General features: G+C 62.1%; 18 protein-coding genes. 15 read left to right on the top strand and 3 right to left on the bottom strand.

All coding sequences use genetic code 11. From position 1 onward, the window contains the following. Positions 1-326: 326 nt before the first annotated feature. The gene (locus ACX3P0_RS23265) at positions 327-1,193 is read right to left on the bottom strand and encodes a LysR substrate-binding domain-containing protein (protein WP_459092330.1); all 867 of its coding nucleotides are present in this window, start codon (positions 1,191-1,193) and stop codon (positions 327-329) included. A 94-nt stretch (positions 1,194-1,287) separates the two neighbouring features. Between ACX3P0_RS23265 and psrA the strand changes: the two genes are divergently transcribed. From psrA to ACX3P0_RS23225, 8 genes are all read left to right on the top strand, one after another. Continuing rightward, a complete protein-coding gene (gene psrA / locus ACX3P0_RS23260; RefSeq protein WP_459092328.1) occupies positions 1,288-2,415 on the top strand; it encodes an iron-containing alcohol dehydrogenase PsrA in 1,128 nt (375 codons plus the stop codon). 72 nt (positions 2,416-2,487) lie between these two features. Continuing rightward, a complete protein-coding gene (locus ACX3P0_RS23255; RefSeq protein ID WP_459081479.1) occupies positions 2,488-3,402 on the top strand; it encodes a phosphate/phosphite/phosphonate ABC transporter substrate-binding protein in 915 nt (304 codons plus the stop codon). A 65-nt stretch (positions 3,403-3,467) separates the two neighbouring features. Then, complete coding sequence (gene phnC / locus ACX3P0_RS23250) at positions 3,468-4,220, top strand: phosphonate ABC transporter ATP-binding protein (protein ID WP_459092326.1); 753 nt, start codon at positions 3,468-3,470, stop codon at positions 4,218-4,220. After that, a complete protein-coding gene (phnE, locus tag ACX3P0_RS23245) occupies positions 4,220-5,041 on the top strand; it encodes a phosphonate ABC transporter, permease protein PhnE (protein WP_459092324.1) in 822 nt (273 codons plus the stop codon). Before phnC ends, phnE (ACX3P0_RS23245) begins: the two co-directional genes overlap by 1 nt. Before the next feature lie 10 nt (positions 5,042-5,051). After that, entirely contained in the window at positions 5,052-5,897 is an 846-nt protein-coding gene (gene phnE, locus ACX3P0_RS23240; protein ID WP_459081476.1) for a phosphonate ABC transporter, permease protein PhnE, read from the top strand. 120 nt (positions 5,898-6,017) lie between these two features. Further along, on the top strand, positions 6,018-6,869 hold the full coding sequence (locus ACX3P0_RS23235) for a D-amino-acid transaminase (protein WP_459092322.1): 852 nt from the start codon (positions 6,018-6,020) through the stop codon (positions 6,867-6,869). Positions 6,870-6,921: 52 nt separating this feature from the next. Next, positions 6,922-7,950, top strand: a complete 1,029-nt coding sequence (locus tag ACX3P0_RS23230; protein WP_459092320.1) for a DmpA family aminopeptidase — start codon at positions 6,922-6,924, stop codon at positions 7,948-7,950. Between the two features lie 2 nt (positions 7,951-7,952). Continuing rightward, complete coding sequence (locus ACX3P0_RS23225; RefSeq protein WP_459092318.1) at positions 7,953-8,753, top strand: M55 family metallopeptidase; 801 nt, start codon at positions 7,953-7,955, stop codon at positions 8,751-8,753. Here ACX3P0_RS23225 and ACX3P0_RS23220 read toward each other — a convergent pair. Continuing rightward, entirely contained in the window at positions 8,740-9,699 is a 960-nt protein-coding gene (locus ACX3P0_RS23220; protein WP_459092316.1) for a LysR family transcriptional regulator, read from the bottom strand. The genes ACX3P0_RS23225 and ACX3P0_RS23220 overlap by 14 nt on opposite strands. A 450-nt stretch (positions 9,700-10,149) precedes the next feature. On the opposite strand from ACX3P0_RS23220, the gene ACX3P0_RS23215 reads away from it, so the two are divergent. The 7 genes from ACX3P0_RS23215 to ACX3P0_RS23185 all read left to right on the top strand — a co-directional run bounded on the left by ACX3P0_RS23215 (position 10,150) and on the right by ACX3P0_RS23185 (position 18,760). Next, positions 10,150-11,775, top strand: coding sequence for an amidohydrolase (locus tag ACX3P0_RS23215; protein WP_459092314.1), 1,626 nt, complete (start codon positions 10,150-10,152; stop codon positions 11,773-11,775). A gap of 70 nt (positions 11,776-11,845) precedes the next feature. Then, complete coding sequence (locus ACX3P0_RS23210; RefSeq protein WP_459092312.1) at positions 11,846-13,438, top strand: ABC transporter substrate-binding protein; 1,593 nt, start codon at positions 11,846-11,848, stop codon at positions 13,436-13,438. Positions 13,439-13,623: 185 nt separating this feature from the next. After that, complete coding sequence (locus ACX3P0_RS23205) at positions 13,624-14,559, top strand: ABC transporter permease (RefSeq protein WP_459081471.1); 936 nt, start codon at positions 13,624-13,626, stop codon at positions 14,557-14,559. A gap of 3 nt (positions 14,560-14,562) precedes the next feature. Further along, positions 14,563-15,384, top strand: a complete 822-nt coding sequence (locus ACX3P0_RS23200) for an ABC transporter permease (protein ID WP_459081470.1) — start codon at positions 14,563-14,565, stop codon at positions 15,382-15,384. Further along, positions 15,381-16,298, top strand: coding sequence for an ABC transporter ATP-binding protein (locus ACX3P0_RS23195; protein WP_459081469.1), 918 nt, complete (start codon positions 15,381-15,383; stop codon positions 16,296-16,298). Before ACX3P0_RS23200 ends, ACX3P0_RS23195 begins: the two co-directional genes overlap by 4 nt. Then, positions 16,295-17,245, top strand: a complete 951-nt coding sequence (locus ACX3P0_RS23190; RefSeq protein WP_459092310.1) for an ABC transporter ATP-binding protein — start codon at positions 16,295-16,297, stop codon at positions 17,243-17,245. Before ACX3P0_RS23195 ends, ACX3P0_RS23190 begins: the two co-directional genes overlap by 4 nt. Before the next feature lie 9 nt (positions 17,246-17,254). After that, positions 17,255-18,760: a M81 family metallopeptidase gene (locus ACX3P0_RS23185; RefSeq protein WP_459092308.1), complete on the top strand. Its 1,506-nt coding sequence runs from the start codon at positions 17,255-17,257 to the stop codon at positions 18,758-18,760. A 14-nt stretch (positions 18,761-18,774) separates the two neighbouring features. Here ACX3P0_RS23185 and ACX3P0_RS23180 read toward each other — a convergent pair whose 3' ends face one another. Then, positions 18,775-20,463, bottom strand: coding sequence for an ABC transporter permease (locus ACX3P0_RS23180; protein WP_459092306.1), 1,689 nt, complete (start codon positions 20,461-20,463; stop codon positions 18,775-18,777). Positions 20,464-20,465 lie beyond the last annotated feature (2 nt).

Genomic DNA, 20,465 nt, shown 5'->3' with positions numbered 1-20,465 from the left:
GCCGGCTCGCAGCCGTCCAGGCAGATCGCAATCGCCGGAACGCGCGGCCAAGGATAATCCCGCCCATTGACGGAAACGGTGACGGGGGACATCTGATTCATGGCGATCTTCTCTGCGAGCTAGGCGAACGCTCTGTTCGCGTTTCATCTCAGTCGCACTCCTTTTGGACCAAACTGACCCATCTGGAAAATCGCAATTCTGAATTGTCGAGATAGAAATAAGCTATAGCGCAGTGCGGGCCTCAAGAGGCATTTGCGCCGACGCGCGCCAGCAGACCGCTCCAGGAGGCTGGAGCATTGGTTATGCGGATAGCGTCCACGGGTTGCTCAAGGAGCAAGGACCGACTGCATGAAGGCCTCTATCTTGGGCGAATGCTGGCGTTCCACCAGGCAGGCCAGCCGATATTCCGTCCGGATGGTCGCGTCCGAGATATGGACGACCTTGAGGCGAGGGTGGGCGACGAACTCGAAGTCCGCGACGATGCCGATGCCAAGGCCCCGTTCGACCGCTTTCCAGACGCCCTCCCGGCTGCCGATTTCGAGCAGGGGCTTGATGGGGACATTGGCCTTTTGCGCGGCAGCCTCGAAGGCACGGCGGGTGGTTGATCCGGTTTCACGCAGGATCAGCGGCTGCTCGGCCAGTTCGGCGATCATGATGCTTTCACGGTCGCGCCAGGGATGATCGGTGTTGATGAAGACCACCACTTCATGCGTGCTGAATGCGACCGAATGGACGCGCGGATCGTCGACGACATGCGCGACGACGGCTACATCCGATTCGAGATCGAGTATCCTTTGCAGCGTCTGGTCGGAGTTGCCCAGAAGCATGCTGACCGAGATGGAGGGATAGCGCGCCAGGAAACGCGCGATCATTTCGGTGGCATGGAACGGCCCGACGGCGGCGACGCGCAACTGGCCGGTGGTCAATTTTCCGCTGCTGAGCAGCAGTTCCTCGGCTTCCTCGGACAGGCTCATGATGCGCCGGCTTATATCGAACAGGGTCGCGCCCGTTTCGGTCAGTTCGACGCGCCGTCCGCGCCGCACCAGCAGCTCGACGCCATAGCGCTCCTCAAGCTCCTTGACCTGCGTGGTCACGGTCGGCTGGCTGATGCGCAATGCCTTGGCAGCGGCCGTGAAACCGTGATTTTCGGCCACTGCGTGGAAGGAGCGGAGGTGGGTGAATACTATAGCCACAGTCAATGATAATCGACGGAAATTTGTATTAGTCAATGGATCAAGAGTTAGACAGACTGCCCTGACCGAACGTTTTCAGGACAGGATTTCTACCGTGTGGTCATATCGCAATCCAGTTGAAGTCCGCTTTGGTTGCGGTAGCTTTTCCATGTTGGCCGATGTCATCGGCGGTCGTCGCTATGCGCTGGTGACCTACGGCGAACCCTACTTCCAGACCCTTCGCGAACAGCTCGAGGCGAAAGCCGGAAAGCCGGTGCTGGTCATAGACGATATCGCGCCCAATCCCGATATTGCCCTCCTGAAAGAGCAGACGGAACGCTTTTCGAGCCTGTCGGCGCAGCCGCAGCTCATCGTGGCGATCGGCGGCGGGTCGGTGATCGACTCCGCCAAGGTCTTCGCGGCGGCTCGGGGCGATTTCATCGCGGTCGATGCCTATCTGAGGAAACGGACCGGCGCCGAAACGATCCAGCCGTGGCCGCTCATTGCCGTTCCGACGACGGCAGGCACCGGAAGCGAAGTCACCTGCTGGGGCACCGTCTGGGACAATGCCGGCGGCGCGAAGCTGTCGCTCGCGCATCCCGCCCTTTATCCGGAAGTATCGCTCGTCGACCCTGAACTGATGACGGGCAAGCCGCGCGGCTTGACCATTCAGACGGGCCTCGATGCATTGTCGCATTCGCTTGAGAGCCTGTGGAACCGCAACGCCAATCCGGTCTCGATGGCGCATGCGGTGACGGCGGCGCGCGGGGTTCTTTCCACGCTGCCGCATCTCGCCGACGACCTGCTCAACGTCGAATTGCGTGAACGGATGGCGCGAGCCGCGACATCGGCAGGGTTTGCCTTTTCCAACACCAAGACGGCCATTGCCCACTCGCTGTCTTACCCGATCACGTTGCGCCACGGCGTCCCGCATGGAATCGCCTGCTCGTTCTCGTTGCCGATGATCATCCGCAGCGTTGCCGGCCAGGGCGGGCTCTGTGCCGAGGGCTTGCGCGCAATCTTCGATGCGGACGCCCACGGCGCCGCCGACCAGCTCGCCGCAACCTTGCACAAGCTTGATGTCGCGACCGATCCCCAGCATTACGGTATCGACGATGCCGAGTGGCGAGAACTGATCGACCTGGCCTTCGATGGGGAGCGTGGCCAGAATTTTGTTGGAAATCGGGAGGACCTGCTGGCAGCTGGCGGTTTTTACAAGGGAAGACGCATGGCTGTCGCATAATCGAAACATCGCGGCTGGTGCTGCCGGGTAGCCGGTACTCACGCCGCATCACCGTGTTCATGGGAGGAATACATGACTTTTCTGAAATGCTCTGTCGTTGGACTGGCAACCATCGGTGCCGTCATCGCTTACACATGCAGCGGCGCTCTCGCCGAGGAATGCAAGGACCCAAAGGCACTCGTCTTTTCGATCATTCCGACCGAGGAGACGACGCAGGAACTCGACATCTACAAGCCGCTCCTCGACAAGCTCAAGGAGAAGACCGGCAAGAGCGTCGAGTTTTTCATGCCGACATCCTACGCCTCGGTCATCGAGGGAATGGTCAATGGCTGGGTGCAGATCGGCGTGCACGGGCCCAATTCCTACGTGCTCGCCAAGGAGAAAGACCCCAAGCTCGAGGTTTTCGCCACTTACACCAAGACCAAAGGTCATTTCCAGGAAGAGGGTCCGGGCTACCGCGCCGTGCTTCTGGTCAAGGCCGATTCCAAATTCGATAGCATCGAGTCGCTGAAGGGATCGGTCGTCGGGCTCGCCGATCCGGCGAGTACGTCGGGAAATCTTCTGCCGCGTATGGTTTTTGGCGAGAAGATCGGCACCGGGCCCGAACTCGAGAAATATTTCTCCAAGGTCGTCTATACCGGCGGCCATGACCAATCGGCGCTCGCCGTCAAGGAAGGCCGCGTCGACGACGCCTTCGTCGCGACCCACCGCCTTGACAATGTGATCGATCGGGGGCTCGCAAAGAAGGAAGATTTCCGCGTGCTCTGGGAATCTGATGTCATCCCCCAGGACCCGATGGTCTATCGCAGCGATCTCTGCGAGCCGCTCAAGGCCTCGATCCGCGATGCGTTTCTGACACTGCACGAGGACCCGGCCTCGAAGCCGTTCTTTGATGGCATCAACTCGACGAAATTCGTTGCCATGAAGGACAGCGACTACGACATTATCCGCAAGCTGGTTGCCGCCGAGAAGGCCGCAAGCAAGTGAGGCACGAAATGATCACGGCTGAGAACTGCGGGTCCCGCGGTTCTCAGTCCAATCGGATGGCGGCGATGTCGATTCTGGAAGTGCGTAACCTCAAGGTCAGCTATACGGCCAATGGCCCGCAGATATTGAAGGGGATCGACTTCGAGGTTGGCGCCGACGATTTCTGCGCGGTCATTGGACCCAGCGGGGCCGGAAAATCGACGCTGGTCCGCTGCATCAACAGGCTGGTCGAGCCTTCCGATGGCGACATCATCCTGTTTGGCCAGTCGGTTCGCACGCTCAATGGCGGCGACTTGCGGCGGCTGCGGCGGCGCATCGGCATGATCTTCCAGGAGTTCAACCTGGTCAACCGCATGTCGGTCATGGACAATGTGCTGTCCGGCCGCCTTGGCTATACGGGCGCGGTACGCAGCTTCTTCAAGGCCTTCGCCAGGGAGGATATCGATCGCGCCCTGCATCTTCTGGAACGTGTCGGCCTTTCGGACCATGTGGACAAGCGGGCCGATGCGTTGTCCGGCGGGCAGCGCCAGCGCGTCGGCATCGCCCGCGCGCTCATGCAGAAGCCGGAAATCCTGCTTCTCGACGAGCCGACATCGGCGCTCGACCCCAAGATTTCACGCGACGTCATGGGGTTGATCCGGGAACTTGCGGCCGAGTTTTCGGTGCCCGTGCTCTGCAACATCCACGATGTCCAGCTTGCGCTGGAAACCTGCAATCGCATCATCGGCATGCAGGACGGTTACAAGAAATTCGACGGTCCGACCGAAGGCATGCGCAAGCAGGATCTGGACGAGATCTACGCCATGGAAGTGCTGTGATGAGCATGGCGACGGTTTCCGGGCACGGTTACGAGGCCTATCTCGCGCACAAGCGCAGCCGTCGCATCAACAACTGGCTGCTCGTTGCCGGGGCGCTGGTGCTGCTTGCCTGGTGCTTCTGGGACACGATCATGTTCGACACCGACTGGGCGCGGATGGGCGGTGCGCTCGGCGTAGTCGGTACGGTGAAACGCTTCTTTCTGATCGACTGGTCTTTATTGCCCAAGCTCGTTGTCCCGGCGTTGGAAACGCTGATGATGGCGACGCTTGGAACCATCCTCGGCTGCTTCCTGTCGCTGCCGGTCGCGTGGTTCGGCGCGGCCAACGTCACGCCAAACAAATACATCATCTACCCGCTCGGCCGCTTCCTGATGGTCCTTTCGCGGTCGATCCACGAGATCATCTGGGCGCTGCTGTTCGTGGGTGCGGTCGGCCTTGGCGCGCTGCCCGGCATCCTGGCGGTCGCGGTGCGCTCGGTCGGCTTCATCTCGAAGATTACCGCAGAGGCGATCGAGAACATCGACCCCAAGCCGGTGGAAGCGATCCGCGCCGTTGGCGGCAACCAGTTCCAGGTCATGTATTACGGCATCGTGCCGCAGATAATGCCGGTCATCATCGGCACCATCATTTTCGAATGGGACATCAACATCCGCCGGTCGGCCATCATGGGTCTGGTTGGCGCGGGCGGGCTTGGCCTGGTGTTCTTCAGGCAGATGGCCATGTTCAACTATGGCGGCGTCACCCTGGTGGTGCTGGCCGTGCTGGTGCTGATCGCCATCGGCGAAGTCATTTCCCATTACGCTCGCAAAGCTGTCATTTGAGGAGGCGACGATGTCCATGACTGCCACCGACATCCGCCCGATTCCCGGCCCGCCGCGCAAATGGTCGCGCTATCGCCATCCGGCATCGACGATCCGCTTCTCCGTCATGCTAGCGGTGCTGGCGTTCCTCGGCTACTCGATCGCCTTTCTCAATATCGACCTGTCGCGCATTCTCGGAGCTTTCCCTCGACTGGCGCAGATCCTGGCGACCCGCTACTTCCCGCCGGACATGGAGTATGTGTCGGACGCGGATTTCCTGCGTTCCGTTCTCCGCACCCTGGAAATGTCGCTGCTGGGCGGCTTCGTCGGCGTGGTCTGCTCGGTTCCGCTGGCCTGGCTGGCCGCGCGGAACATCACGATCAGCAAGCGCATCGCCTATCCACTGGGCCGCTTCGCCATCATGGGCAGCCGCTCCATCCACGAGACGATCTGGACGATCCTGTTCGTCACCGTGCTTGGCTTCGGCATGCTGGCCGGTACGCTGGCGCTGACCCTGTTCTGCATCGGCTTTGCGGGCAAGCTGTTCTCGGACGAACTTGAAGCGATCGACATGGGCCCGGTCGAAGCTATGCGCTCGGTCGGCGCCAGTCCGCTTCAGGTGTTCCAATATGCGGTCCTGCCGCAGGTGCGCGTCGCCTTCACCGGCATCGCCATCTACACGTGGGATGTCGCTTTCCGCGCTGCTACCGTCGTCGGCTTTTTCGGCGGCGGCGGTATGGGCTGGTATCTGAAGCGCACGACGCAGCAGATGGAAAGCACGCGGGTCGCCGCCATCCTGCTGGTCATCATCGGCCTGGTCCTCATCGCCGAGATCGCTTCCGGCTGGCTGCGCAAGCGCATTGGCGACATGCGGTAGCCCGGCAGGCATGACTTCGCAGATGCTTGTATCGGCATGGTGAATTGCATTTTTTGAATTGGCCTTTGCCGGCCCGCATCGGCATCTATCGAGACACGTCAGTTGAGTGCGTGATCGAGGATGGCCAAAGTGGTGCAAGTCTATTGCAATAAGCGCTACATGCCCGAAGACGAGGCGCGCATCGGCCTGTTCGATCGCGGGTTTCTCTTTGGGGACGCGGTCTACGAAGTGACCGCCGTGATTGGCGGCAGGCTGATCGACAATGATTTCCATCTCGGCCGCCTGCAACGGTCCCTTGCCGAAATGGGCATTCCCATGCCCATGACACTGCCCGAGATAGAGGTCATCCAGAGGGAACTGATCGCGCGCAACGGGCTGGATGAAGGAACGGTCTATCTCCAGATTTCGCGCGGGCAGGCCAAACGCAATTTCCTGTTTGCCGATGATCTCGAGCCGACCTTCGTTGCCTTCACAAGCGCCCGGAAACTCGTCGGCACCAAGCCCCAGGCCGAAGGCATCGCCGTCGCGCTGGCCCCCGATCCGCGCTGGATGCGGCGCGACATTAAAACCGTCATGCTGCTGGGGCAGGTTCTGGCAAAGCACGCAGCCGCCAAGGACGGCTTCGACGATGTCTGGTTCGTCGAAGACGGACAGGTGACCGAAGGCGCATCGGCGACGGCTTTCATCGTCACTCACGACCGCCGTGTCGTGACCCGCGCCAACTCGCAAACCATCCTGCCAGGCTGTACGCGGCGGGCGGTAAAGCTTCTGTGTGAAGGTGAGGGCATCGTATTCGAAGAGCGCGCTTTTTCGCCCGAGGAAGCATTTTCGGCGGCGGAAGCCTTCCTGACATCGGCCTCCAGCCTGGTCACGCCGGTCGTCCGTATTGCCGACGTTAAGATCGGAAACGGCGAACCTGGTCCATTGACACGCCGCCTGCAGGAAATTTACCTACAGGCGGCCCTTGCCTGATGAGCGGCTTTTGCCCGGTGAGCGGCTTTTGATTGATGAACGGGACCTGAGAATGGGCGCGGCACGGCATCTGGGGCTTGGTGTGGGGCGGCTGCCGCCCGGCCGAAACAACGCCATCACCGACGTGCCGGGCGTGCTGGTCGGCCACAAGACGCTTGTCGGGGATGGATTGGCGACGGGCGTCACGGCCGTGCTGCCGCATGGCGGCGACCTGTTTCGCTCCAAGGTCAGGGGGGCGGTGGAGATCATCAACGGTTTCGGCAAGTCCGCCGGGCTGATGCAACTGGCCGAACTGGGCACGATCGAAACCCCGATCCTTTTGACCAATACATTCTCGGTCGCGCCATGTGCCGAGGCGCTGATCCGGCGCGCCATTGCCGCCAACCCGCAGATCGGGCGCGAAACCGGCACGGTCAACCCTGTCGTATGCGAATGCAACGATGGCTCAATCAACGATATCCAGGCCATGGCTGTCACCCGGCATGACGCCGAGGCGGCGCTGGACGCAGCTGGCGCGGGCCCGGTCGGGCAGGGCAGCATCGGTGCGGGCACCGGCATGACGTCCTTCGGCTTCAAGGCCGGTATTGGCAGCGCCTCCCGTGCGCTCGAAATCGGGTCCCGCGCCTTCACGCTCGGCGCGCTGGTGCTCTCCAATTTCGGCAGGACGGGCGACCTTGTTCTCCCGGACGGCCGCAGGGCCGATCCAAAAGGGCTCATACGGCCTGAAAGCGGATCGATCATCGTCCTTGTCGGCACGGACCTGCCGCTTGACGACCGGCAGTTGAACCGCGTTGCGCGCCGTGCGGGTGCCGGCATCGCCCGTCTCGGTTCCTATTTTGGGCACGGCAGCGGCGATATCGCCATCGCCTTCACCACCGCCGATCCGCTGCCGCATACTGCGTCTTCGCCGTTCATCTCGATTTCGCGCATGGATGACGGATATATCGACATCGTTTTCGAAGCAGTTGTGGAAGCAACGAGCGAGGCCGTCCTGAATGCCCTGTTCGCTGCTGAAAGTACGGTCGGGCGAGACGGCCGCACTTTTCCGGCGTTGACCGACTGGTTGGAGAGGACCCCTTGAGCATGAAGATTTTCATTTCGGCCGATATCGAAGGCACCGCCGGCATTAACGCCTGGAATGAAGCGGAAAAAACGCATGCCGATTATCTGGAATTCCGCCAACTGATGACCGCCGAGGTTCTGGCGGCCTGCGAGGGCGCACAGGCTGCCGGCGCGACCGAGATTGTCATCAAGGATGCGCATGACAGCGGGCGCAACCTCCTTCTCGAACACATGCCGGCATGCGTGCGCATCGTCAGGGGCTGGTCGGGACACCCGGACGCCATGATGTTCGGGGCCGACGAAAGCTTCGATGCGGCGCTTTATACCGGCTACCATTCCAAGGCCGGCGTCGAGGACAACCCGCTCGCCCACACATCGACATTGCGCATATCGAGGCTGATGCTGAATGGAGAAATGGCCTCCGAATTCACGTTGAACGCGCTATGTGCCGCGCGCTACGGCTTGCGCTCGGTATTTCTGTGCGGTGACGAAGGCATTTGCGCGGACGCCAGAGCCCTCGTGCCGGGCATCGTTACCGTCGAGACACTCAAGGGCGTCGGTGCATCCACCATTTCCATCGCACCGGCGGCAGCGCGCGCTGCGATCCGCGAGGGCGTCGAAAAGGCGCTCGGCGAACGGGCGCGTCAGGCTGTGCCGCTAATTCCCGATCAGATCGAGATGGTCATCGAATTCAGCAATCCCGTCGATGCCTATCGCGCCTCCTGGTATCCCGGCGTGCGCGGGCATGGGCCGCGTGCCGTCGCCTTTGCGTCCAGCGATTATTTCGAAGTGCTACGCGCCTATCGCTTCATGCGGAGTTGAGGCGTTCATCGGCCAGCGTTTTGGAAGCCAGCACCTTGGAGGATTGCCAGATCGCTTCCACCATCGGGCTGCGGGTTGCGTCCGAGCTGCGATACAGCCGGACCTCGAGATCGAGCGTCCAGGTGGGATTGGCTGAACAGGCGACGAGACCGCCGCTGGAAATGTCTTTCTCGACGAGACTTTCCGGCAGCCAGCAGATGCCGGCACCCGCCAGCGTCAGTTCCTTGAGGCCGGCGCTGATCGTGCTTTCGTGCACCGTTTGACGCCGGAAGGGTGAGTGTTTCGAAAACAGCCTTCCAAGCGCTACGCCAAAGAACGAACTGTGACCGTAGCCCAGATAGGGCAAAGGCCGGGTCACCGTGTCCGGCCTGTCCAGAATACCTGCCGCATGCACCGGCTTGTCGAGGCGCAACTCCGGCGCAGCAACGGGGATCAGCCGGTCCGCGCCGATGGTCAGGAAGGCGAACTTGTCGCGGTCGAGGTGAAACGGCACTTCGCGGTGTGCGTAGGTGAGAAAAAAGTCGGTCTCATGATCGGTCAGCGCGGCGAGGTTCGCCTCGATGCCGCCCCTGTCGGCGATGAAGGACGTGCCGAACTTGCGGGTCGTGCGCTGCAATTCCCGCAGCCAGTCGGGAAAGAACGTGATGGTCAAGGTGTGGAGGGAGGCAAAGCGTACGAGGCCCTGTTCGGCGGGCGGGCGCAGCGATTCGCGCACCGAATAGAACATCCGGATCGCATCCTGCGCCATGGGGAGAAAATTGCGCCCGGCCGGTGTCAGTTCGGCCGGCATGGTGGCGCGGCTGATGAGCGGCGCGCCGACCCATGTTTCAAGCTGCTTGATGCGTCGGCTGAAGGCCGGTTGGGTGACATTGCGGATTTCGGCCGCGCGCGAAAAGCTCGATGTCTCGGCAAGCGTTACGAAATCCTCCAGCCATTTGATCTCCACCGAGCCCCCCTTGTTTGCGGCAGACAGCCGATTTTGAGCCGGAATTTTCCCTGAACTTGCAATGTATTTCATTCTAATTGCAATGCTATGCAAATTTTGCATAGCATGTTGCGAAAACCGAATTGGCCACGAGCCGGCCGACACCGCAACGTGAAACGAACAAGCTGGCAGGCAAGCTGGCGTCCGGGAGGGTACCGTTTTGAATTCCGCTGTCGATCCGGCAGAATTTCCGGATGCCGTTGACACAAGCAGATCTACCCAGCTTACTGAACACGACTGAGCGGCATCGTAACTCCGGGGGATGATTTGGGGCAGCCATCGATGCGCTTGTGAGATACGCGATGAGGTCGGGTGCGAGGGCTGTCCGGCCGGTGCACGGCGACGGATCGGCACTTCTCGTCAACCAAAGCTGGCGACGCCTTGCGCGCGCCTGGGGGAATAAAAAGCAATATGACTTCCGTAGATAAGGCCGACCTCGTCCTGCATAGCGGCAAAATATGGACCGGCTACGGCAATCCGGTCGTAGAGGCGATTTCGGTCCTTGGGAACAAGGTGCTGGCCAGCGGCTCGAATACCGATATCAAGGCGTCGATCGGCCCGGATACGAAAGTCGTCGATCTGGCCGGCCGCTTTGGCATGCCCGGTCTGAACGACGCGCACCTGCATCTGATCTCGACGGGGCTTCTGCGCAGCAAGGTCGATGCGACGCCGGATGCGGCACCTACCCGCAGCGCGCTGGTTGCCGCCCTTCAGGCGCGTGCCGCCCAAACGCCCAAGGGTGAATGGGTGACGGCGCGCGGATTTGACCAAACCCGTTATCCCGACGGCCAGATGCCCACGCTAAGGGAACTGGACGCGGCCTTGCCCGACCACCCGGTTTCGGTCACGCGCGCCTGCGGCCATGTCACCATCGTCAATTCGCGGGCGATGGCGCTGGCGGGGATCGACATCGACACGCCCGATCCGGATGGCGGCCTCATTGAGCGCGAGGGGGGCGAACTGACCGGACTGCTGGCGGAGAACGCCCAGCATCTCGTCTATGAGGTCCAGCCGACGCCGTCTCTTGCCGATATTGTCGACGCCATCGAGGCGGGCGGCCATCACCTTTTGCAGTTCGGCATCACGTCCTGCATGGACGCGGCCGTCGGCCAGATCGACGGGATGACCGAGATCGAGGCTTATCAACAGGCCGAGGGTAGCGGCCGGCTGCCGGTCCGGGTCTGGGCGACGCTGCTGGGCGATCCGGGGTCGTCCATCGTCGAGCCGTGCCATGCCATGGGCCTCGTCACCGGCAGCGGCAGCGCCCTGTTCCGCATCGGCGGCGTAAAAATCTTCACGGACGGCTCGGCCGGCGGGCGAACGGCCTGGATGCGCCAGCCCTATGTCGGCCAGCCCGACAATGTCGGCATTCAGATGCTACCCGATGCCCAGTTGTTCGAACTGGTCGACCGCTATGCAGCGCTTGGCTATACGCTGGTCTTCCATGGCATCGGCGACGCGGCAATAGACCAGTTGGTGCGCGCCTATGAGCGGGTGCGCGCCGCCAATCCGGACCACACCCACCGTCACCGGATCGAGCATTGCGGCTATGTCGACGATGCGCTCAACCAGCGCATGTTGAAGGCGGGCGTGCTGCCCGCGCCGCAGCAGGCCTTCATCTATGATTTCGGCGATGCCTACGTCCTGGTGCTCGGGCTGGAGCGCGGCTTGCGGTCCTATCCGATCGCGACCTGGGATCGCCTGGGGATGAAGCCGTCCACCGGCAGCGATTCGCCGGTCTGCTCGCCCAATCCCTTCCCGGATCTCTACGCCATGCTGACGCGCAAGACGCACAAGGGCACGGTGATGGACGCGTCCGAGATACTGACGCGCGAACAGGCCTTGCGCGCCTATACCGAAAATGGCGCCTATTCCCAGGGTGAGGAAAAGATCAAAGGCCGGCTGGAGCCGGGGATGTTGGCGGATATCGCCGTGTTTTCGAGCGATCTCCTGACAGCCGACCCTGAAAAAATCCTGCGGCAAACACACTGCGAGGTAACGATTCTGGACGGACGTATCGTCTATGAAAGAGGTTGAGCCGTTCGCTCAGGCGGGTCCGGCTCCAACAGGAAGACCATTAAACGAACCACACAGGGAGGAAACTAGGATGTGGACCCGATTTGGCCTGATAGCGGCGTTCGCGCTCGGAACGGCGACCGCCGCGCTGGCGCAGGATGCGACCCCAAAGGATGGCGGGCGATTCGTGTACGTCGCGCCTTACGGCAATTCCATCACGTCGCTCGACATAACGGCGACACCGCATACGCAAGACGAAATCGTCGCGAAGGCAATCAACGCCTCGCTCTACAAATGGAACTCGGAAAGCGGCAAGCCCGAGCTCGCTCTGGCGGAATCGGTCGAGAAGTCGGCGGACGGCAAAACCTATACGTACAAGCTTAAGGATGCGACCTTTCACAATGGCGACAAGTTCGACGCCGATGATCTGATCTGGTCCTACAACCGTCTGGCCGATCCCAAGAAGGCGCTGCCGGGCGCCGAGCAGATGCTGCAGATCGCCGGCGTCGCCGAATTCCAGGCAGGCAAGGCCGATCATATTTCGGGGCTGAAGAAGATCGACGACAAGACCGTCGAGATCACCTTCATCAACCTGGCCGAGCCGGGCTGGAACCTGATGTCGAACTTCGCGCCGATCTATTCCAAGGACTATCCGGAAGATCAGCTCGCCTCCAAGCCGAACGGGCTCGGGCCATTCAAGCTCGCCAACTACGTTCCAGGCTCGAAGATCGAACTCGAGAAGTTCGACGGCTACTATGAGCAGGGCAAGCCGCATCTCGACAAGCTCGCCATCATGCTGATGGGCGAAGCCGCCGCGCGTGACGTCGCCTTCCGCAACGGCGAAATCGACGTCAACGTCCTCGGACCCGTGCAATATGAAGCCTATGGCCAGGATGCGGCGCTGAAGGACCACATCCTCGAAGTGGCCGAAGTCTACACCCGCAATATCGGCTTCAACACCAAGCTCGATGCGTTCAAGGACAAGCGCGTCCGGCAGGCGATCAACTACGCGATCAATAAGGATTTGATCGTCGAGAAGCTCTTGAAGAACAAGGCCTATCCAGCGGTCTCGTGGCTGCCGATTTCATCTCCAGCCTTCGACAAGGACGCCAAGCCCTACGCTTACGATCCGGAAAAGGCCAAGGAACTGCTGAAGGAAGCGGGTTTTGAAAGCGGCCTGAAATTCTCGGTCACCGCGACCTCCAATGAAAGCTGGGGCGTGCCGATCGTCGAGGCGATCATCCCGATGCTGGCCAAGGTGGGCGTCGAAGTCACGACAGATCCTGTGGAAAGCTCGGTTCTGTCCGACAAGATCCTGTCGGACAATTTTGATGCCTATATGTGGTCGAACTCGTCGGGTCCCGATCCGCTGAAATATCTGACCTGCTTCTATTCGACAACGCCGCAGACCGCCTGCAACTACGTCAAGTTCAACAATGCCGACTTCGACAAACTGATCGACCAGGCGGGTAACGAAACCGACGAGGCCAAGCAGAACGAACTTCTCAAGCAGGCGAACAACCTGCTGCAGGAAGAGGCTCCGCTCTGGTTCTTCAACTACAACAAGGCCGTGATGGCCTATCAGCCATGGGTGCACGGTTTGAAGCCGAACGCCATGGAACTGGCGATCCAGGACTACGAAGACATCTGGATCGACGACACCGCACCCGCATCGAGCAAGTAGCGGGGTAGCCTGTTGGCTGGCGGGACCGATCATACGGCCCCGCCAGCCGTACGGCGCCCGCCATAGAGCACCGTGCGTTCAATTGAACGCACAAAGGACGCTCTAACACTTTGATGGAGCATCGGAATAATCCGAAAACCGGTTTCCACTTTTCGGTCCGATGCTCTAGGAGGCAGAACTCGCTTATGATGCGCTTCATCTTTCGCCGCTCGCTGCAGATGATCCCGACCTTGCTGGCGGTCGTCCTGATTATCTTCGTGATATTCAGCGTCGTGCCCGGCAGCTTCATATCGAGTTTGATGGCGGAGGGGCGTAACGCCACCAACGCCGATGTCATGGCGCATCTGAACGCGCAGTTCGGGCTGGACAAGCCCCTGCCAGTGCGTCTGTGGGACTATCTGTGGGGACTGGCGCATTTCGACCTTGGAATTTCCTACCGGACCCGCGAGGCGGTCTGGAACGTGATCGAGCCGCGGCTCTGGCCTTCGATCAAACTCGCCTTGGCGGCCATGGCCTTTGCCGCAGGGATCGGCATTCCGCTCGGTTTCATCGCGGCGCTGAAGCCGGGCAGCCTGTTCGATACCGGCACGATGATGGTGGCGGTTTCGGGCCTGTCGCTTCCCGAATTCTGGTTCGGCCTGCTTCTGATGTATTTCTTCGCGCTGCAGCTTGGCTGGCTGCCCAGCTTCGGCTACCAGGCCGGCAGCATCCGGCACGTCATATTGCCGGCCATCGCGCTTGGCGTATCGCCGATGGCGCTGCTGGCGCGAACGACCCGCGCGGGTGTTCTGGACGTGATGAACGCCGATTTCGTGCGCACGGCCCGCGCCAAGGGGCTGACCGAGTCGCGCCTGGTGCGTACGCATGTCACCCGCAACGTGCTGGTGCTGATCCTGACCACGCTTGGCCTTCAGATCGGCTCGCTCATGGGGCAGGCGATCGTGATCGAGAAGCTGTTCTCGTGGCCGGGGATCGGCTCGCTTCTGGTCGACAGCGTGGCGACGCGCGACATTCCCGTCGTTCAGGGCACGGTCATCGTGATCGTGCTGTGGTTCCTCGTTATCAACATGTTGGTCGATATCGCCTATGCCGTGATTGACCCGCGCATCAAGGTGGATTGATCCATGCGGCTGCGCTTCAATTTTGTCTTCGGGCTGACGCTGGTGGTGATCGTGGTGGTTGCTGCGCTCGCCGCTGGCTGGATCGCGCCCTACGATCCGGTATTCGACGCCGACCTGATGGTTTCCGAAATGCCGCCAAGCTGGGAGCACCTGCTGGGCACGGACGGGCAGGGCCGCGACGTCTTTTCCCGCGTTCTCTACGGCGCGCGGGTATCCTTGACGGTCGGCCTCGTCTCGCAGTTGATTAATTCGTTCATCGGCACGGCGCTCGGCGTGTCGGCGGGCTATTTCGGCGGCTGGTGGGACGATCTGGTCAACGGGCTGACCAACGTCATGCTGGCGATCCCGTCGCTGGTTTTCGCGCTCGCCATCATGGCGGTGCTCGGACCGGGGCTGCCGAGCCTGCTGATCGCGCTCGGCCTGACCAACTGGTCATGGACCTGCCGCATCGCGCGCAGTTCCACCCTGTCGCTCAAGAACCAGGGTTTCGTGCAGGCCGCCAGGGCGGCGGGCTTCGGCGACACCAACATCATGCGCACACAGATATTGCCGAATATCCTCGGTCCGGTCCTGGTCATAGCAACGCTTGGCATCGGCGGCGCGGTTCTGGCCGAGGCGGCGCTGTCCTTCCTCGGCGTCGGCATCCGCCCACCGCAGCCAAGCTGGGGCAACATGTTGTCCGATGCCCGCGAACTGATCCGCGCCGCGCCTTGGGCCGCCGTCTTCCCCGGCCTCGCGATCTTCATCACGGTGCTTGGCTTCAACCTGCTTGGCGACGGGCTGCGCGACATGCTCGATCCCCATATGAGGACCGAGAAGGCATGAGCGGCAATCTTTCCGATCCGATCCTGTCGGTGCGCGACCTGCGTATCGGCGTCGGCAAGCACAACGAAATCCTGCACGGCGTCTCTTTCGACATCCTGCCCGGCGAAACCTACGGGCTCGTCGGCGAATCCGGCTCGGGAAAAAGCATCACCGGCCTGTCGGTAATGGGGCTGTTGAAGCGCCCGCTGGAGGTGACCGGCGGCTCGATCCTGTTTCGGGGCCAGGACGTTCTGAAGCTGGGCAACCGCGCCAGGCGCCGCCTGCGCGGCGACCGCATGGCGATGGTGTTTCAAGAACCCATGACGGCGCTCAATCCGCTGGCCACGATCGGCCGGCAGATCGCGGAAATGTTCGTCGTGCATAGGGGCCTGGGATGGTCGGAGGCGCGCCGAAAAGCCGTCGAGGCGCTGGAAAGCGTTCGCGTGCCGTCGCCCGAGGAGCGCGCCCGGTCCTACCCGCATCAACTGTCCGGAGGGATGCGCCAGCGCGTCATGGTCGCGATTGCGCTGGCCTGCCGTCCCGACCTTTTGATCGCGGACGAGCCGACCACAGCACTTGATGTGACGGTGCAGGCGGGCGTGCTGGAGTTGATTGCCGAACTGTGCCGGGCCGAGGGAACAGCGGTGCTGCTGGTCAGTCACGACCTGGGCGTGATCGCCAATATGTGCCGACGCGTCGGCGTCATGGATCAGGGGCGGCTGGTCGAGGAGCAGGACACCAGGGCGCTGTTTGAAAATCCGCTGCATCCCTATACCAGGGGCCTGCTTGCGGCGCGCCCGCGCCTGGGTTCGCGCACGCTCGCCGAACGCGGCCGCTTGACCGAACTCGACCAGATGGTGACCAGCGCGGAGCGCGGGCGCGACGCTCCGACGCTGACCACGCCGCGCGCCCTGCCTCAGGAGGCGACCGCATGAGCACGCCCCTGCTGGAAATCCGCGATCTCAACGTCCACTTCCCGCTGGCGCGCAGATCGCTTTTGGGGAAAAAGCGGACGCTGCGCGCCGTGCAGGGCGTTAACCTGACCCTGAACGAAGGAGAATGCCTGTCCATCGTCGGCGAATCCGGTTGCGGAAAATCCACCACCGCGCTGACCGTAATGGGCCTGCAGGAGCCGACCTCGGGAGAGATCCTGTTCAAGGGAAAGCCGATGACGGGCCCCGGTGCTCCCGACAGGAAGGAACGCGCCCGCATCGCGCAGATGGTGTTTCAGGACCCCTATGCGTCGCTCAACCCGCGCCAGACCATCGGCCGGATGCTGTCCGCGCAGCTTGCCTTGCATGGTATCGCCAAGGGCAGCGAAGCCAGCCACCGCGTCGCCGAGATGCTGGTGCGCGTTGGCCTGACGCCGGATCATGTCGATCGCTATCCGCATGAATTCTCGGGCGGGCAGCGACAACGCATCGGCATCGCGCGAGCGTTGATGCTCGACCCGAAGATCCTGGTGCTGGACGAACCGGTGTCGGCGCTGGACGTGTCCATCCAGGCGCAGATCATCAACCTTTTGATGGATCTGCAGGAAACGCTGGGCCTGAGCTACATCATGATCTCTCACGATCTGAGCGTGGTCGAGCATGTCAGCGACCGGGTCGCGGTGATGTATTTCGGCCGCGTGGTGGAGGAAGGCGACTGGCATTCTATCTTCAGCCGCCCGACGCACCCCTATACGCGCCGTCTGATCGGTTCGGTTCCCGACCCGGATGCGATCCTGACCGGGGCGCGCGCCTTGCCGGAAGCTGCCTCCGTTCCCGAGGCTACGCGCTTTTCGCCCGACATATCGCGCCGCCCGAACCCCGACGAAGTGCCCGAGCCAAGCGAGCTTATCCAGATTGGCGGCAACCACCGCGTCCGCCTTGCGCAATAGAGACCGCCAATGACCTTCACTGTCCTGACCGCCGAATTCATGCATGAGAGCAATACGTTCTCGCGCTACGCCACCGACCTGCCGCAGTTCGAGGTGGATGCCCTGCACGTTGGCGACGAGGCGATCCGCGTCCGGCGCAACGCCAATACGGAACTCGCCGGGTTCATGGATGTGGCCGAGCCGGCAGGCTGGAACGTCGTTCATGCGATTTCGGCACATGCCGTACCCGGCGGGCGGGTGACGAAGGCGGCCTATGACCACATCGCCGGTATTATTGTGGAGGCGGCGCGCTCCAACAAAGGCCGTCTCGACGGCGTGCTTCTCGGCCTGCACGGCTCGATGGTGCCCGCGTTTTGCCCGGATGGGGAGGGCTACCTGCTGGGCCTGCTGCGGGCCGAGCTTGGGGCGGACATACCCATTGCGGTAACGCTCGACCTTCATGCGATGGTGTCGCAAGACATGGTCCGGGACGCGCAGATCTTTGTCTCCTACAAGACCTATCCGCATGTGGACATGCGTGAGATCGGCGCGCACGCCGCCCGCATCCTGGACCGCGCGATGCGGGGTGAAATTGCGCCGCGAACCGTCAGGGCGCATGTGCCGATGCTGGACGAAGTGAATTCCGGCCGCAGCGATGTTCCCGAGACACTGGCCCTTTATGACCGCGCCCGCGCGGCCGAGGCCGAAGGGCTGCTCGCGGTTTCCGTCAATTCGGGTTTTACGGGGGCTGACGTGCCCTGTGTCGGCCCGACCGTGCTCGCGACCTATGACAGCCGCGATCCCGACGCCGAAGAAGCTGCAAGGCGCGTGACGGAAGAACTGGCCGACAGGATCTGGCAGGGCCGGACCAAGAAGCGCACCGTTTTCATCGAGGTCGACGAGGCCGCCGCCGAGGCGCTCGCCTGGCGCGGCGACCGGCCGCTTGTCATCGCCGATTATGCCGACAATCCCGGCGCCGGCTCCTATGGCGACTCGACCGCGCTGTTGAAGGGCCTGCTCGATGCGGGGGTCAAAGGTGCCGTGTTCGCGCCGATGATCGACGCCGAGGCAGCGGCCGAACTGCACCGCCACAGGCAAGGTGAAACCGTAACCGTGACGATCGGCGGCAAGGGCGCCCCTGACTTTGGCGGCGGCCCGCTGACGGTGACGGGTGTGCTGGCCAGGCTTTCGGACGGCGCCTATGTCGGCGACGGCCCCATACAGGGCGGGCTTAGCCATAGTTTCGGGCCTACCGCCGTCATCGACGTTGACGGGATCGAAGTGCTGGTCGTTTCAGAAGCGCAACAGATGGTCGATCTTCAGCAATTGCGCGCTTTCGGGATCGAACCGACGGCGCGCCGCGTGCTGGTCCTGAAGTCGATGCAGCATTTCCGTGCCGCCTTCGAGCCGATAGCGGGCAAGGTCATCGTCTGCGACGCGGGCGCGCTGGCGACGCCGCGGGCGGAGCGGCGACCGTACAGCCATGTGCCGCGCCCGCTCTGGCCGCTCGACAATGATTTCGAGCGCGTCATTTAACCCGCTTCCTGAGCCTAAGTGCCCTTGGCCTGCCGCTGCTTGAACCAGTTGCCGCTATATTGCGCCAGCAGGACCAGGGCCGTGGAAATCAGGATCATGATGATGCCCAGCGCCGACAGCTTGCCCCACAGGCCGTCTTCGGCGAAGCTCAGTATCTGCACGGCCAGCACTTCGGTGCCGGGCCGCGACAGCACCACCGACACCGTCAGTTCGCGCATGAACATGGTCGCCATCAAGATCCACGCCGATACCACGCCGGGGATCAGCAGCGGCACGATGATGCGGCGCATGGTGGTCAGTGGGCTTGCGCCGCAGACCAGCGACGATTCCTCAAGATGCGAATGCACCTGCACGAAGGCGCTGGCCAGCGGCCGTACCCCGTAGGGGAGATAGGCAGCGATATAAGCCAGCAGCAGCGCCGTCAGCGTCGCATAGAGCGGCGTCTGCACGAAGAACCACATGAAGCCGATGCCGATGACGATGCCGGGGAACGAAAACGACAGGAAGCTCAATGTCTCCAGCAGGCCCGAAGCGCGGGTGCGTATCTTGACGATCACATAGGCCACGAACAGCGACAGCAGCACGCCCAGCGTGGCCCCCACGATCGCCAGGAACAGGCTGTTCTTCAGGGCAAGCAGCGACAGCGGATCGCGCAGGACATCGACCCAGTTCTTCCAGCTCATCATCGAGAAGGCGCGGGCGCTCGGCACCATGGAGTACGGCATGAAGGAGGTGTAAAGCAGCACCGCCACCGGCAGCACGATCATGAGCAGGCATAGCAGGCCGACGATGATGAACAGCGGCATGCGCGCGCGCTTCAACTCGATCATCGTTGGCTTGAAACCACGGCTGGAGATCGTCACATACTTGCCGCTTTCAGACGTCAGCGCGCGGTAGACGACGATCAGGACGATGGAGGCGGACAAGACGCTCATGCCGAGTGCCGCCGCCTTGCCGTAGTCCGGCGCAAAGCCGGTGGCGATCATTTCGTACAGGTAGGTTGCCAGCACGTCGACGCGTCCCGGCGTGCCCAGCACCCGCGGAACGGCATAGGAGGCCAGGCTACGCACTATGCCCAGTACGAGCGCCGCCAGGATGGCGGGGCGCAGGACCGGCAGCGTGATACGCACCAGCGTGCGCCAGAAGCCGGCCCCGAAGACGCGCGACGATTCTTCCAGCGAGACGTCGAAGGACGCCATGGCCGGCGCGATGATCAGATAGGCGATGGGCATGTTCAACAGCCCCTCCACCAGCACCATGCCGCCCAGGGAATAGATGTTGAACGGAGCGCTTTCCAGCGACAGCGTATTCATCAGAACGAGATTGATCAGCCCGTTGGACGGGTTGAGCAGCAGCGCCCAGCTTACCGAGAACAGCAAATGCGGGATCATCATCGGCACGATGGACAAAACGGTAAAGGCGGCTTTGAAGGGGATATTGGTGCGCGTATTCAGATAGGCCAGGAACAGGGCCAGCACCGTCGAAAACAGCGACGATCCCACCACGAACACGACGGTATTGAAGGTGACTTCCAGCAGAAAGGGATCGGTGTAGGCATCGACATATTTGCTGGTCGTGAACGTCCCGAAGGCGGTCAGCCCCTCGGAGAAACTGCCCAGCAGCAACATCAATACAGGGCAGAGGGTCAAAAGGCCGACGATAACGATCAGCGACCATGTCAGGACGGGGCGCGACTGGTTCATGC

This window comes from Mesorhizobium sp. A556, from assembly GCF_054489545.1.
The sequence above is the reverse complement of the archived record's forward strand: the minus strand, read 5'-3'. Positions and strand labels throughout refer to the sequence as shown.

Excerpts from the sequence above, each read along its gene's own strand:
- ACX3P0_RS23255 (WP_459081479.1), top strand. The coding sequence starts at position 2,488 with ATGACTTTTCTGAAATGCTCTGTCGTTGGACTGGCAACCATCGGTGCC.
- phnC (WP_459092326.1), top strand. The coding sequence starts at position 3,468 with ATGTCGATTCTGGAAGTGCGTAACCTCAAGGTCAGCTATACGGCCAAT.
- phnE (WP_459092324.1), top strand. The coding sequence starts at position 4,220 with ATGAGCATGGCGACGGTTTCCGGGCACGGTTACGAGGCCTATCTCGCG.
- phnE (WP_459081476.1), top strand. The coding sequence starts at position 5,052 with ATGTCCATGACTGCCACCGACATCCGCCCGATTCCCGGCCCGCCGCGC.
- ACX3P0_RS23235 (WP_459092322.1), top strand. The coding sequence starts at position 6,018 with ATGGCCAAAGTGGTGCAAGTCTATTGCAATAAGCGCTACATGCCCGAA.
- ACX3P0_RS23230 (WP_459092320.1), top strand. The coding sequence starts at position 6,922 with ATGGGCGCGGCACGGCATCTGGGGCTTGGTGTGGGGCGGCTGCCGCCC.
- ACX3P0_RS23225 (WP_459092318.1), top strand. The coding sequence starts at position 7,953 with ATGAAGATTTTCATTTCGGCCGATATCGAAGGCACCGCCGGCATTAAC.
- ACX3P0_RS23215 (WP_459092314.1), top strand. The coding sequence starts at position 10,150 with ATGACTTCCGTAGATAAGGCCGACCTCGTCCTGCATAGCGGCAAAATA.
- ACX3P0_RS23210 (WP_459092312.1), top strand. The coding sequence starts at position 11,846 with ATGTGGACCCGATTTGGCCTGATAGCGGCGTTCGCGCTCGGAACGGCG.
- ACX3P0_RS23205 (WP_459081471.1), top strand. The coding sequence starts at position 13,624 with ATGATGCGCTTCATCTTTCGCCGCTCGCTGCAGATGATCCCGACCTTG.
- ACX3P0_RS23200 (WP_459081470.1), top strand. The coding sequence starts at position 14,563 with ATGCGGCTGCGCTTCAATTTTGTCTTCGGGCTGACGCTGGTGGTGATC.
- ACX3P0_RS23195 (WP_459081469.1), top strand. The coding sequence starts at position 15,381 with ATGAGCGGCAATCTTTCCGATCCGATCCTGTCGGTGCGCGACCTGCGT.
- ACX3P0_RS23190 (WP_459092310.1), top strand. The coding sequence starts at position 16,295 with ATGAGCACGCCCCTGCTGGAAATCCGCGATCTCAACGTCCACTTCCCG.
- ACX3P0_RS23185 (WP_459092308.1), top strand. The coding sequence starts at position 17,255 with ATGACCTTCACTGTCCTGACCGCCGAATTCATGCATGAGAGCAATACG.
- ACX3P0_RS23180 (WP_459092306.1), bottom strand. The coding sequence starts at position 20,463 with ATGAACCAGTCGCGCCCCGTCCTGACATGGTCGCTGATCGTTATCGTC.